The following is a 13,238-nucleotide window of genomic DNA, read 5'->3' on the forward strand; positions in this document are numbered from 1 at the left end:
TGTATATTCATAGATTCCTGTTAAAAAAATACTTTTCTATGTTACATTTTAATCGTAAAACCCCCGTTTGTCAAGCAAAATACCTACAAATCCTTCTTCTGCGACAAAACAAAAACCATCGAATGCGCCAAACAAAAAACGCTCAGATCCCCAAAGAACCTAAGCGCTTGTATTTCATTTCAGCTGTGCGGCAAATTCCTCTGTTTCAGCAAGAGCTCGGGCAGCAATTTTTTCTGCCTTTTCTTTTTTATCCCGTATGCGCTCGGGCAGAGGTTCCATGATTCCAAAATTGATATTCATCGGCTGAAAACGGCTGATGCTTTCATTGGAAACATAGGCTCCCAAAGCACCCAAAGCTGTTCTTGACGAAAGCGAGGGGGTCTTCTTCCCTTGCAGCGCACATGCGGCAGCAATTCCTGCAATCATTCCAGATGCCGCAGATTCTACATACCCTTCCACGCCGGTGATCTGTCCTGCAAAATACACATTGGTGTTTTGCCGCATACGATACTGCGCAGTAAGCAGTTTGGGAGAATTGATATAGGTATTGCGGTGCATGACACCGTACCGCATAAACTCCGCATGTTCCAATCCGGGGATCATGGAAAAAACACGTTTTTGTTCCGGAAACTTCAAATGTGTCTGAAAACCTACCAAATTATACATACTGCCTGCCGCATTGTCCTGCCGCAGCTGTACAACTGCATAAGGCCGGGAACCGTCCGGTGCCGTCAATCCCACCGGTTTTAAAGGCCCAAACCGCATCGTATCCTCACCACGGCGTGCCATAACTTCGATTGGCATGCAGCCCTCGAAAACCTTGGGATCCTCCACTCCGTCATGGACCGCAGCGGTCTCCGCATGAACGAGTGCGCGATAAAATGCCAGATATTCCTCTTTATCCATGGGACAGTTGATATAATCATCTCCGCCTTTGCCGTAACGTGCGGCGCGAAACGCCTTGTTCATATCAATGCTTTCAAAAGATACAATCGGTGCGGCCGCATCATAAAAATGCAGATATTGATCCCCGGTCAGCCGCTTGATTTCCTCTGCCAGGGCATCTGACACCAATGGGCCTGCGGCAATGATTACAGGACAGGTCGCATCTATCCGAGTGACCTCCCCTTCTTCAATGCGAATATTGGGATGTTTTTTGATCTTCTCTGTCACCATTTCAGAAAACCCCATCCGGTCAACCGCCAGGGCACCGCCCGCCGGGATCCGGGTGGCATCCGCACATTCCATGATCAGAGAATGCAGCCTGCGCATTTCTTCCTTGAGCAGTCCCACTGCATTATGGAGTCCGTCTGCCCGCAGGGAATTGCTGCAAACCAGCTCCGCATAGCTTTTTAATGTGTGCGCCGGAGAAAATTTTACGGGTTTCATTTCACAAAGACGGATTGATATTCCCATTTCTGCCGCCTGCCATGCCGCTTCACAGCCGGCAAGGCCGGCACCAATTATCTGCAATTCCATATTTTGTCCCCTTAATTCTTCTTTTTGGTTTTCTGTTCCGGTTTACGCACATAATCACAGTCCGGATTAAAACATTTATAGCTTACAGGCCCTCTGCGCCGAAACGCCCGTACCTTCATCAAAACACCGCCGCATTGCGGACATTTCTCCTTGGTGGGCTCATCCCAGGAAATAAAGTCACATTTCGGACTGTTTTCACAGGTGTAAAAAACAGTCCCCTTTTTCGATTTCCGAATCAGAACCTTTCCGCCGCATTTAGGGCAAGGCGCATCCAATTCTTGGGTAATCGCTTTTGTGTTTCGACATTCCGGAAAACCTGGACATGCCAAAAATTTTCCAAATTTACCCTGTTTATACACCATCATGCGTCCGCATTTCTCACAAGGAATATCCGAAACCTCGTCTTTAATTTCAATATTTCCAATTTTTTCTTCTGCTTCCGCAAGGGTTTTGGAAAATGGTCCATAAAAATCCTCTATGACTTTTTTCCATTTTGTTTCACCATCTGCTACCGTTTCGATCTTATCTTCCATGTTCGCAGTAAATTCAACATCAACGATCTCTTCAAAATTCTCTTTCAGAAGGTCTGTCACGATATACCCAAGCTCTGTTGGATACAGCGACTTTCCATCCCTTGCGACGTATCCCCGGGCGGTGATGGTGGCTAAAGTCGGAGCATACGTACTAGGCCGGCCAATACCGTCCTCTTCCATAGCTTTAACCAAAGACGCCTCTGTGTATCTTGCCGGCGGCTGGGTGAAATGTTGCTGAGGATCCAGTTCTTTTAATAACAGCGGCTGATTTTCTGTCAGCGCCGGTATTTTTTTTGCTTTTTCCTCTTCCTCGTCCCGGCCTTCTACATACAGTGTCATGAACCCTGCAAATTTAATTTCGGATCCAGTTGCCTTTGCCAAATACCGGTCACCGCAGAGGATATCCGCCGTCACAGAATCCAATACGGCATCCGCCATCTGAGAAGCCATAAACCGAAGCCAAATCAAACGATATAGCTTATACAGATCTGGCTTTAGTTTTTCTTTATATTTTTCAGGGGTATTGGCACAAACGGTTGGCCGAATTGCCTCGTGGGCATCTTGGGCGCTCTTTTTTGCCCGGTATTGCTTGGGGCTCTTTGGCACAAATACCTGACCATACTGCTTTGCAATAAACGCCAGCGCTTCGTTTTGCGCAACAGTCGAAATACGCAAAGAATCCGTACGCATATAGGTAATATATCCCATTTCATAAAGCTGCTGCGCCGCAATCATGGTTCGCCGGGAGGTAAAATTCAGCTTTCGTGACGCCTCCTGCTGCAAGGTACTGGTGGTAAACGGCGGAGCGCTGCGCCGTTTCGTTTCCTTGCGCACCACAGATTTCACTCGGTAATCTGCAGATTTTAAATATTCCGCAATCTGCATTGCTGTTTCTTCATCGGGAAGCGGAAGCTTTTTCCCGTCAGCCGTTCCGTAAAACTTTGCACCAAAGGGAAGCTTGCCTTTGTCATTGGTCAGCTTGAGATCAATGCTCCAATATTCTACCGGTTGAAAGGCATCGATTTCCCGTTCCCGATCCACCACGAGACGGACAACTACAGACTGCACACGTCCGGCACTCAAACCTTTTTTTACCTTTTTCCAAAGCAAAGGGCTGATTTTATAACCCACAATCCTATCAAGAACCCTGCGCGCCTGCTGCGCATCTACCAGGTTCATATCAATAGGTCGGGCTTCTTTCACGGCTTCCTTAACCACATCTTTTGTAACTTCATTAAAAGTAATTCTACATTTTGAAGCCGGATCTATTCCCAAAACATTTGCAAGATGCCACGAAATGGCTTCTCCTTCCCGGTCAGGGTCGGTTGCCAAAAATACTTTGTCTGATGCTTTTGCTTTTTTCTTTAGCTTAGCAATCAAATCTCCTTTACCACGAATGGTAATATATTTAGGTTCAAAATCATGTTCCAGATCTACACCAAGCTGACTTTTGGGGAGATCGCGAACATGCCCCATGGTTGCTTCAATGGTATAGCCACTGCCGAGGTATTTTTTTACAGAGTCCACCTTAGTTGGCGACTCAACGATTACCAGCTTTTTCTTAGCCGTTGTGGTTTTTGCAGCCTTTTTTTCGGCCATTTTATCCTCCTCCTGACTTTTCATTCACAGTTTATTGTTCCAGACGAAAGCAAACAGTCTGGCTGCAAACAATACATATTTCCAACACTTTGAGATACCATTCTTTTCATTTGTAAAATAATAAGCAGGCCGCTCAAGGTTCCGGCAGGTAAGCCACAACAATCAGCAATCGCATCAAATGAAACTTTCTTTTCTTGTTCCCAAAGATACCAAAGTACTTTCTTTTCATTTTCATTGAAATCATTTTTTTCTAAGAATGCAGCAAAGATTTTCCTATCTTTTACCGGAGCAGCAGATTTAGAAGTCGTTTCTTCTACTTGAGATTGCGGAGCAAACACAGGGACTGGTTTTTTACGCTTTGCTTCCGGAAGCAAATTGCCAACCACAGGTTTCCCTTTTAAATGCATTCCATAATCCAGCATTTCCGGATAAACACCAATATATTCTTCCACCACATCCAATCCGCTGGTTACCAGTTTAGCGCCGTCTGCAATCAAAGCATTCGGCAATTCTGAAAGTAGCTCAGTTGGTTTAGAAGGGACAGCAAATACATCACGGTTTGACTCATGCGCCAGTTTAATTGTTAAAGAAGTACCGCTTTTGTTACGTCCTTCCACAGCAAGAACACCATAAGATAATCCAACCATAATCCTGTTACGCTGTTTATAAAAAGGAGCGCGTCCTCGCATTCCCGGCGGGCGTTCCGATAACACCGCACCATGTGTCTGGATATGTTTATAAAGCTCCGTATGTTCCGTAGGATAAATCAAATCCACACCACCCGCAAGCAAAGCGATTGTTATTCCGCCCGCTTCCAGTGCACCTGCATGGGCTGCGCCGTCAATACCGAGCGCCATTCCGCTGATTACAACAATACCACTTTCTGCAAGTTCTCTGCCAAGCCGTTTCGCAATCATTCTGCCTTCATCAGAACAATGACGGGTACCAACTACTGCCACACCAATCAGCCTATTCAAATCTGGTAAATCTCCCAAAGCATAAAGCAAGTGCGGTGGATCAGCAATATGCCGGAGACGTTCTGGATAATCATCATCTGATATAGAAATCATTTGTATTTTTTTGCTTTCACAGTAATCCTGAAGTCGCTTTGCTTTTTCCAAAGTCCGGTCCATCTGCAAAACATTTTCCATTTTCATCAACCGGCAAAATTCCGGATCATAAAAATTTGTATGAAATACCGCTTCAGCACTACCATATCTTTTCAAAATCCGGCTGATTTTCACTGGATCATGGCCGCAGTTGATATTCAGCCAAAGCTGATATAACAATTCCATTTCTTTATCCACGATCTCTTCCTCCCTGAGGACGCAGGAAATACATGGCAATACCTGCCGCAACCGCAGCATTGAGAGATTCAACCTTCCCTTCCATGGATATTTTCACCCTAATATCTGCGTAGTTAAGCACCTCATCCGATACGCCGAAAGCCTCGCTTCCTATCACCAAAGCCCGTGGCCCCACAATTTCAGCCTGTTCCAATGATACAGAATGCTTTAAGGCTGTCACCGCTATTGTAAAGCCATGCTGTTTTAAAGCAGGCAAAAGAGCTTCCACCTGTCCTCCTGACAAACAATGCATCCGAAACAAAGATCCCATCGTCGAACGTACCGTTTTTGGATTATATAAATCCGTACATCCTTTCAAAAGACAGACACAAGATACTCCTGCCGCTTCTGCAGTACGTATGATAGTGCCTAAGTTTCCGGGGTCAGCTATACCGTCTAAAATCAACACAAAAGTTTGCTTCTCCCAATCTGGCACAACAAATTCCGGCATACGCAAGACAACACCGATTCCCTGCGGAGACTCGGTGTTACAAATTTCCAGGAAAAGGCTTTCTCTGGCAGTATATACAGTTTTTCCTTTTTCGTCAAGTGAATTTATGAAAATTTTATTTTTTTCTGCAAATTCATCAGAAACAATAATAAATTGGATCTCTGCTTCTGCATCTAGCAACGCTTCCTGTACCATACGCATTCCTTCAGCAAAATAGAGGCCGGAATCAATCCGGCCCTTCTTTCTGCGCAAAGAACGTATCAACTTCAGGTTTTTATTATCACGGCTCGAAATAGGGATCAAGGGTTCACCTTCTTTATATTATGCACGAGCTTTAAACAGCTGGAACTGCTGCGCAAATTTTAATACCGCATAAACCACCGCTGTTTGTATTGGAAGCAACAACAAGTTTTTAAGGATTCTGGCAGGCAAAATACCAATAAAACCACTTCCGACAGTAGGCGCCAGTGCAATGGAATTTAACAATATATTAGAAAGAACAATAACAAGCAGCTTAGCCAGAAAAACGCGCCATAAAGTCACTGGCCTGCGGTATAGCACAAATCCATAAATCATTCCAGATATTCCGACGCACATGGAATAAGTTGGCATATAGGCGCCTCCTACGGGATTGAGCATATAAGATAAAATATCCTGAAACACTCCTGTTACACAGCCAGCCAAAGGTCCAAACATCATGGTAACCACTGGCTGCGTTACAAATCCAAAACCTACACGCAGATAAGAGCTGAGCCATAAATTAAAATATCCAAGCACAATATTCAGCGTCACCATCATAGCACAAATCACCATAGTCCTAGGTTTTCGTATCTGCTGTTTAAACTCAGCGCCATATTTTATCACGCAATAACCCAAAACCAACAAGAAAACAACAGTAACAACTGCAGCACTGATCCATGCATTAGAAAGAAAATCAAAAACATGGTGCACAGGTTCTAATACGAATTTTAGCATTCCCTTCCAGCTATCCATTAAAGCATCAAATTTTTCGCTCATATAATAAAATACCTCCTTAAAAATTCACTGCTAGCACAGCAAAAAGAGGTATTTTTCTGTGTAACAGCGGGATGCGGTATCCACACCGCGACAAAAAGTACTTCGTCCGATTATCAACTCCCTGTATAACCGGCACTGAAAGCCCAAAGGCTAACGCGTGGATACCTACTCTGTAAAATAAAAAGTTTTACGTATAAAGAAATTCCCCAGTCCGCCAAAACAAATGGTGCATACTGCACCTCAGCTAAGGCTGCTGAAGAATTTCAAAAAACAGTCTCAGATTAGCGAACCTGATCTACCAGCTTTTTAAAAGCTTCCGGATCAGAAATGGCAATTTCAGAAAGCATCTTTCTGTTAATTTCAATCCCTTTCTGCTTTAATCCGTTCATAAATCTGCTATAGCTCATTCCGTTTGCACGGGTTGCCGCATTAATACGCGCAATCCACAGCTGTCTAAATTCTCTTTTCTTTGCTTTTCTATCTCTATAAGCATAAACCAAAGACTTCATGACTGCTTGATTTGCAGTTTTATACAGCTTGCTTTTAGCACCTCTGTAGCCTTTTGCAAGCTTTAAAATTTTCTTATGTCTGGCGCGGGTTTTCATAGCGCCCTTTACTCTTGCCATAATAAAAAGCTCCTTTCTCTAATCACATTCCACATCACGTAATTCGTGACAAAGTCCAAATAACATCTTATTTATAAGGCATCATACTTTTAATTGTTGCCTCATTGGCAGCAGCAAGATAACCGCCTTTTCTCAGATGTCTTTTACGCTTGGTAGACTTTTTGTTCAGAATGTGACTTCTGTAAGCCTTACCTCTTTTGACTTTACCATTTTTGGTGATACCAAAACGTTTTGCCGCGCCTCTGTGTGTCTTAATTTTAGGCATAGTATTCCTCTCCTTCCATCGAATTAAGTTCAAAACTAAGCTTTTTTGGGTGATAATATCATAGCCATGCTGCGTCCTTCCAGCTTGATGTCCTTATCGGCACCGCCGACTTCTCCAACAGCATCACGAAACCGCACCAAAATATCTTTTCCAAGTGCACTGTGCGTAATCTCACGGCCACGGAAACGAACAGATACCTTTACCTTGTCCCCGCTCTTTAAAAATTTGATCGCCTGATTCAGCTTGGTGTTAAAATCATGGTCATCAATATTAGGAGTAAGCCGGACTTCTTTCAGCCCAACCACTTTTTGATTTTTACGGTTTTCCTTTTCCTTTTTTGCCAATTCAAATTTGTGTTTGCCGTAGTCCATAATCTTACATACCGGTGGTTTCGCCTGAGGAGCAATTTTTACCAGATCCAAGTTGTTTTCTTCCGCCATCGCCTGAGCAACACTGTTTGCAACAATTCCAAGCTGCTCGCCATTTACTCCGATCAGACGGACCTCCTTATCCCTGATTTCCTCATTAATCATCAACTCTTGCGTTGCTATTTCAAAACACCTCCAAAAATAAGCTTAATTGAGCAGTATGTCACATTTGCGCATTTTCCTAACATCAAAAAAACGAAGCACAAACAATGCTCCGCTTCCTATGTTACTATCAGTATACAATATCTATTTTGATATAAGGAAACCCTTTTGCCATAAGCGAAGGGGAGAAGCGGATGACTTCTGCTTTACTAAATTATTTTACCACATATGTTTTTTCCTGTCAAGTATTTTTTATATAACAATCGGCGCTATTTTAAAAAATAGCACCGATTGCTATTGGTACGCCCGATGCGATTCGAACGCACGACCTTCAGAGTCGGAGTCTGACACTCTATCCAGCTGAGCTACGGGCGCATACAACAAAAGATAGTATAGCATATTTGACAGGGTTTGGCAAGCTTTTTTTTAAATTTTTTTATTTTCTTGGCTCCGATTCATATCACTGTGGGACTTTACTACAAATCGGAGCAACATAAAACCTGAACATAAATCCAAAAACATCTAACATACACCGGCAATAATCAAAATGGTTTGTGTATCTTCCTCCCAAATCACCGCGGCTCCAAATGCTTCTACAACAGCCCTGACAGGCAAAAGAACACGATCATTCACCATAATCGGCGCGACTTCCAATGTAATATCCTCACGGCTTACCACATCTGTCAACGGATTTTTCGTCTCTTTCACCATCGTTGTATTCTCCAAGCACAAATTAACTTGAACTGTTTCATCTCGAATCGTTACGCTTTGATCTTCGTCATTCCAGTCCACCGTCTTTCCTAAAGTTTCCATCAGCGCTCGAATCGGTATCATGGCACGATTATTCACAATCATGGGCTGTTGATCAGGAAAACTCATCTCGTAATTTCCATCAATATTGATTTTAATATCATCCTCCTCCTGAAAAAACGGCTCCATTTCCGTTTTCTCCTGCAATCCCACAGTCTGTACGCCTAATACTGCAAATCCATAATCAAACATTTTTGCTGTATCAGTAAATCTGGCATCATTGGACGCAGACGGCAGTGTAACCGTTATAACTCGTTTTCCGTCCAAAACAGCTGTTCCACACATACAGTAACCAGAAGCATCCGTCATTCCGTTTTTAAATCCATCCGCACCTTCATAATAATAATCTGTAAACATCTTATTAAGATTATAATAGGTTTGTCCATGAAAATCTACTGAAGCGCATTTGGTTCTTTCCAAAATCTCTGGATAATCCTCAATCATTTTTTTGGTCATAACCGCCACTTCTTGCGCACTCATTAAATTTTCTTTTTCTATTTCGGGATTTAAGCAAACACCGGTTCCGTTATAAAAAACAGATTGGATTCCAATTTCAGCTGCCTTGGCATTCATTCGCTTTACAAATTCTACTTCGCTTCCCGCAATCAATTCGGCTACTGCCGTAACACAAGCCGCCGCAGAATCAATTACAATCATATCCAACATTTCATCGACAGTATATTTCTCATCATAATACAGAGGGACCATCATTTTATAATCTTCCATCCTGGACAGATTGTACACATTTTCACTAATCGGAACCACGGTATCTAATGAAATCTCTCCATCCTGCACCGCATCAAGCATCACATAAACAGACATCATTTTTGCAATAGATGCCACTGGCTTCTGTATTTCTCCCTCAAATTCATAAATTGCATCACCCGTCTGGAAATCCATAATATATGCGCTTTCCGAAGTCAATTTTTTCCCATTCGGCAAAATTGCTTTCGGACTTTTATAATAGGTCGTTATGTATGCGGCATTTTCCTCTTCCTTCCATATGAAATCATAGATTTTCTGAAATTCATCCACCGAAATGCACATATATCCATCTACGTCATATACATCCTGCAGTTCAAATACCTCTGCACCATCATTCACCAAAACACTAATGTTACTGGAAGGCGCAAGCGTAAATGCCTTTTGTCCGTTTTTTCCCCGGTAATAATCCATCGGTATCGGAGAGAAATGTTTGTCCGGATGATAAACAATATGCAGCGTTTCTGTTTCTGCATCATAACGCACATCAAATCCATAATTTTGTAAATCTTCTGCTACAATCACCGCATGGGGTTCTGCTCCATTATAAGAAAAGGCAGGTATTTCAGCATTATTGATAAAAACACGCATATCTGTAAAATATATGCTTCCATACTTTTCGTTTGCAATAGAAAATCCATAATCAAGCAACCGCGCTGTATCCACAAACCGCTGTCCCGTAGAAGAAGACTGCATGGTAACTGAAATCATACGTCTTCCATTTCTAACCGCAGTTCCGCAAAAGCAATAACCAGCCGCCGGAGTGGTTCCTGTTTTCAGTCCGTCAGCTCCTTCATAATAATAGGTATCCAAGAGGTGATTGGTCGTTTGATAAGTATTTCCATGAAAAACAACTGCCTTTTGTGCACTTCTGTTTAGAATATCCGGATAATCCCGAATCAAATTTCTGGCAAGAGATGCCATAGAAATTGGAGAAATTTCATTATCAGCTATACCACAGCTATCGTAGTAATAAGCATTAAGCCCCATTTCAGCTGCTTTCTGATTCATTTTCTCCACAAAGACAGCTTCACTTCCATCTCCTAAAAGCTCAGCCATAGCAATCGCAGCCGCACTTGCGGAATAAACCACAATTACATCCAACATTTCATCTACTGTATAAGTTGTATTATAGTATAGCGGCAAAACACTTTGATACACTGCATCTCTTGATTTGTCATATACATTCTGACTAATCGGCACTACAGTATCAAGTGTAATTTCTCCCGCTGCAAGCGATTCATAAATACAATAAACATTCATCATTTTTGTCATGCTTGCCGGAACACGCAGAACATTGCCGTTATACTCATACAAAACCTCTCCGGTATCAAAATCCATTACACAGGCTCCCGCTGAAGAAATATAATTTTCTCCTACATAGGCTGCCTGTACCGCTCCGCCCGAAAGAGCCTGAAACGTTAGCAGAAAGCTTAACAAAACCGCAATTTTCCTCATTTTCTCTCCCCCAGTTTTTTTACAAATATATTTTAAGAACGAAAGGCTTTATTGTTTGACAAAAAGTGTACTTCATTTCAGGACAAAATTGATACATAAATTATAAAGAATGGCACCGATATTGTCAAGTAAATCATGGAAATACAACAATCTACGAGAAAGTAATGGAATAACTGAGATTTATTCCGTTTTTATATTGCTTTGTATCTATTTTTTCTGGAATGATTCACAGAACAAATTTGTATTCTTCTTAACATTTAATTTTATTTATTTGCAAAATAAGATCAGCCAACCAAATAAACAGATTGGTTTTCTTTTATGCAAAAAAACAGCGCACTAAAGCGCGCTGTTTAAAACAATGTTATTGAAGCATCAAATCCATAAAAATTCCATAACCTCGCGTAGGATCATTAACAAAAACATGGGTTACTGCACCTACCAATTTTCCGTTTTGAATAATAGGGCTGCCAGACATCCCCTGTACAATTCCTCCAGTTTTTTCTAAAAGTTCCTGATCCGTTACATGAATAACCATACCTTTGGTACTGTCTTCGTCTTTATTAATTTTTTGAATCTCAATATCAAATTCTTCTATTTTATCTTCCGCAATATTTGACAATATCTGTGCAGCTCCTTCTGTAACCTCTGTGCGTTCTGCCACAGGAATAGGTTCCATTGAAGCATTTAGCTTTACAGTTCCGTCCAATACACCTTTTAATCCAACCATGGTATTGCTTTGTACAGAACCAAGTTTTTCTTTATCTTCGGCAAATACACCGATCAATTCACCCGGCTGGCCCTTGCTCCCTTTTTGAACAGAAACAATGGCGGCCTTTAAAATACTCCCCCCCTGAATAGGAAGGGCCTCTTGTTCCTTTTGTTGGGTAATACCATGCCCCAACGCACCAAATTCTTTGGTTTCCGGATCAAAATAGGTTACAGTACCGATTCCAGAGGCAGCATCTTTAATCCAAACACCAATACGGTAATGTCCATCCAAAGAAGACAACGCAGCTTTTACCTTACACTCCTTTTCTTCTTCACCACGCCGGAATTTTACCTGCAAATCCGTTTCACCCTGTTCATTGACCAACTCTTCCAATTGCTGTGCGGACTGCATTTGGGTCCCGTTAATTGTTTCAATGACATCGCCGGGCCGGATACCGGCATCTTTGGCCGGCGTATATTTTTTACCGTCATAACTCTCCACATCGGCCGTATCCACTACGGTTACGCCTTCCATATCAAGAGTTACACCGACAGTCTGCCCTACCGGAACCAGAACCTGAGCTTTAGCATATCCTATGGTCTGGTTCAAAAATAACAGAAAACTTAGACAGCACGCCGCCAAAAAATTTTTTGTCTTCATTTTTTTTTTCATATCTAACCTCTCAAGAGGATGGTTTCCTCTCAAGTTTATTATGAGAAAACGACATGGTTTTTACCCAGACAGTTTTTGAAATTTTCGGGGTTCTCTGCCCAAAATTCCAGTTTCGTGAAAACATATGTACCGTTTTCCGCCAGCCGGTCTCTTAAGAGACCGGCATGGGCTTTCAAACGCCGCAGCGTTTTTACACAAAAATCATTCAAAATTAGTCTTTAGACGGATTGTCGTTCTTATCCTGCTTGGAATTGTTGTTTTTGTTCTGATTCGAATTATTTTTGTTTTGGTTAGGATTGTTTTTGTTTGACATGATACTTCCTCCTCAAATTGTTTTTTTGCGTAATATTTACTGCGCTTTTTCTTTTGTACAACCTTATTTTGTGTCAATTTCAAAATATTATACAATTAATATGCTACTTTTTTTAATTTTTGAATAAAATACAAGCAGGAGGTGCTTTACATATGCATTCAATTCAATCAAGCAGCGGAGATACCACTACTCAAACTTTAACCAGTCCCGCAAAGAATACCACATCAGAACTTCCGGAAAGCAGCATTGTTGTACCGCCAGGCTGTGATACTGCCATGCTTCGTGGCTGCGGCGAGCCTGTCTGTACTTATGTTCCACCGTCTTACCGTCCTTACACACCAAAAGACAGCGATACCGGAATGATTCCACACAGCATGAGCGGCAAAACCGGCGTAATTTCCATACCCAAAAATCCACTGCCTTCTGCCGCCAAAAGCATGACAGAATATTTAAGCCAGTTTCAAAATGCCCATCTGTGCCTAGATTTATGGTTTGGCGCAAAGACCAGAATAAAAAAATGCGGCGTACTTACTGAAATAGGAAAGGATTTTATTGCCCTGCGCGACAGCTGTACCGGTAGTTTAACTGTTATCGATTTAAAACCGATCCGTTATATCAATATATATTGCAAATAACCGCCTTTACTTTCTACCTTGCCTGTGTTATGA

11 protein-coding genes, 1 tRNA gene and 1 riboswitch are annotated in these 13,238 nt (G+C 42.1%); of the genes, 1 reads left to right on the forward strand and 11 read right to left on the reverse strand.

Annotated elements, in window-relative coordinates:
* Positions 1 to 174: 174 nt before the first annotated feature.
* From trmFO to spoIVB, 11 genes are all read right to left on the reverse strand, one after another.
* Positions 175 to 1,479 (reverse strand): methylenetetrahydrofolate--tRNA-(uracil(54)-C(5))-methyltransferase (FADH(2)-oxidizing) TrmFO, encoded by a 1,305-nt coding sequence (gene trmFO, locus INF28_RS02205; protein WP_226391844.1) that lies wholly within the window; start codon positions 1,477 to 1,479, stop codon positions 175 to 177.
* 11 nt (positions 1,480 to 1,490) lie between these two features.
* Positions 1,491 to 3,611: a type I DNA topoisomerase gene (gene topA / locus INF28_RS02210; protein WP_226391845.1), complete on the reverse strand. Its 2,121-nt coding sequence runs from the start codon at positions 3,609 to 3,611 to the stop codon at positions 1,491 to 1,493.
* 20 nt (positions 3,612 to 3,631) lie between these two features.
* Entirely contained in the window at positions 3,632 to 4,918 is a 1,287-nt protein-coding gene (gene dprA / locus INF28_RS02215) for a DNA-processing protein DprA (RefSeq protein WP_226391846.1), read from the reverse strand.
* The gene (locus tag INF28_RS02220; RefSeq protein WP_404815131.1) at positions 4,911 to 5,711 is read right to left on the reverse strand and encodes a TrmH family RNA methyltransferase; all 801 of its coding nucleotides are present in this window, start codon (positions 5,709 to 5,711) and stop codon (positions 4,911 to 4,913) included. Before INF28_RS02220 ends, dprA begins: the two co-directional genes overlap by 8 nt.
* Positions 5,712 to 5,729: 18 nt before the next feature.
* Positions 5,730 to 6,425, reverse strand: coding sequence for a folate family ECF transporter S component (locus INF28_RS02225; protein WP_226391848.1), 696 nt, complete (start codon positions 6,423 to 6,425; stop codon positions 5,730 to 5,732).
* A 62-nt stretch (positions 6,426 to 6,487) separates the two neighbouring features.
* A riboswitch (THF riboswitch) is annotated at positions 6,488 to 6,600 on the reverse strand.
* Between the two features lie 106 nt (positions 6,601 to 6,706).
* A complete protein-coding gene (gene rplT / locus INF28_RS02230; protein WP_226391849.1) occupies positions 6,707 to 7,051 on the reverse strand; it encodes a 50S ribosomal protein L20 in 345 nt (114 codons plus the stop codon).
* 67 nt (positions 7,052 to 7,118) lie between these two features.
* On the reverse strand, positions 7,119 to 7,316 hold the full coding sequence (rpmI, locus tag INF28_RS02235) for a 50S ribosomal protein L35 (protein ID WP_226391850.1): 198 nt from the start codon (positions 7,314 to 7,316) through the stop codon (positions 7,119 to 7,121).
* Between the two features lie 35 nt (positions 7,317 to 7,351).
* Positions 7,352 to 7,849, reverse strand: coding sequence for a translation initiation factor IF-3 (gene infC / locus INF28_RS02240; RefSeq protein ID WP_226391851.1), 498 nt, complete (start codon positions 7,847 to 7,849; stop codon positions 7,352 to 7,354).
* Positions 7,850 to 8,144: 295 nt separating this feature from the next.
* Positions 8,145 to 8,221 (reverse strand) — tRNA-Arg (locus INF28_RS02245).
* A gap of 147 nt (positions 8,222 to 8,368) precedes the next feature.
* A complete protein-coding gene (locus INF28_RS02250; RefSeq protein WP_226391852.1) occupies positions 8,369 to 10,876 on the reverse strand; it encodes a stalk domain-containing protein in 2,508 nt (835 codons plus the stop codon).
* Between the two features lie 361 nt (positions 10,877 to 11,237).
* The gene (spoIVB, locus tag INF28_RS02255) at positions 11,238 to 12,245 is read right to left on the reverse strand and encodes a SpoIVB peptidase (protein ID WP_226391853.1); all 1,008 of its coding nucleotides are present in this window, start codon (positions 12,243 to 12,245) and stop codon (positions 11,238 to 11,240) included.
* 477 nt (positions 12,246 to 12,722) lie between these two features.
* Between spoIVB and INF28_RS02260 the strand changes: the two genes are divergently transcribed.
* The gene (locus tag INF28_RS02260) at positions 12,723 to 13,205 is read left to right on the forward strand and encodes a hypothetical protein (protein WP_226391854.1); all 483 of its coding nucleotides are present in this window, start codon (positions 12,723 to 12,725) and stop codon (positions 13,203 to 13,205) included.
* The last annotated feature ends 33 nt before the right edge of the window (positions 13,206 to 13,238 follow it).

It is taken from the genome of Ructibacterium gallinarum (assembly GCF_014982785.1).
Taxonomy (GTDB): Bacteria; Bacillota; Clostridia; order Monoglobales; family Monoglobaceae; genus Ructibacterium; species Ructibacterium gallinarum.

Bases quoted from the DNA above. Each gene is read 5' to 3' on its own strand.
- trmFO (WP_226391844.1), bottom strand. From the start codon at position 1,479: ATGGAATTGCAGATAATTGGTGCCGGCCTTGCCGGCTGTGAAGCGGCA.
- topA (WP_226391845.1), bottom strand. From the start codon at position 3,611: ATGGCCGAAAAAAAGGCTGCAAAAACCACAACGGCTAAGAAAAAGCTG.
- INF28_RS02225 (WP_226391848.1), bottom strand. From the start codon at position 6,425: ATGAGCGAAAAATTTGATGCTTTAATGGATAGCTGGAAGGGAATGCTA.
- rplT (WP_226391849.1), bottom strand. From the start codon at position 7,051: ATGGCAAGAGTAAAGGGCGCTATGAAAACCCGCGCCAGACATAAGAAA.
- rpmI (WP_226391850.1), bottom strand. From the start codon at position 7,316: ATGCCTAAAATTAAGACACACAGAGGCGCGGCAAAACGTTTTGGTATC.
- infC (WP_226391851.1), bottom strand. From the start codon at position 7,849: ATGATTAATGAGGAAATCAGGGATAAGGAGGTCCGTCTGATCGGAGTA.
- INF28_RS02250 (WP_226391852.1), bottom strand. From the start codon at position 10,876: ATGAGGAAAATTGCGGTTTTGTTAAGCTTTCTGCTAACGTTTCAGGCT.
- spoIVB (WP_226391853.1), bottom strand. From the start codon at position 12,245: ATGAAGACAAAAAATTTTTTGGCGGCGTGCTGTCTAAGTTTTCTGTTA.
- INF28_RS02260 (WP_226391854.1), top strand. From the start codon at position 12,723: ATGCATTCAATTCAATCAAGCAGCGGAGATACCACTACTCAAACTTTA.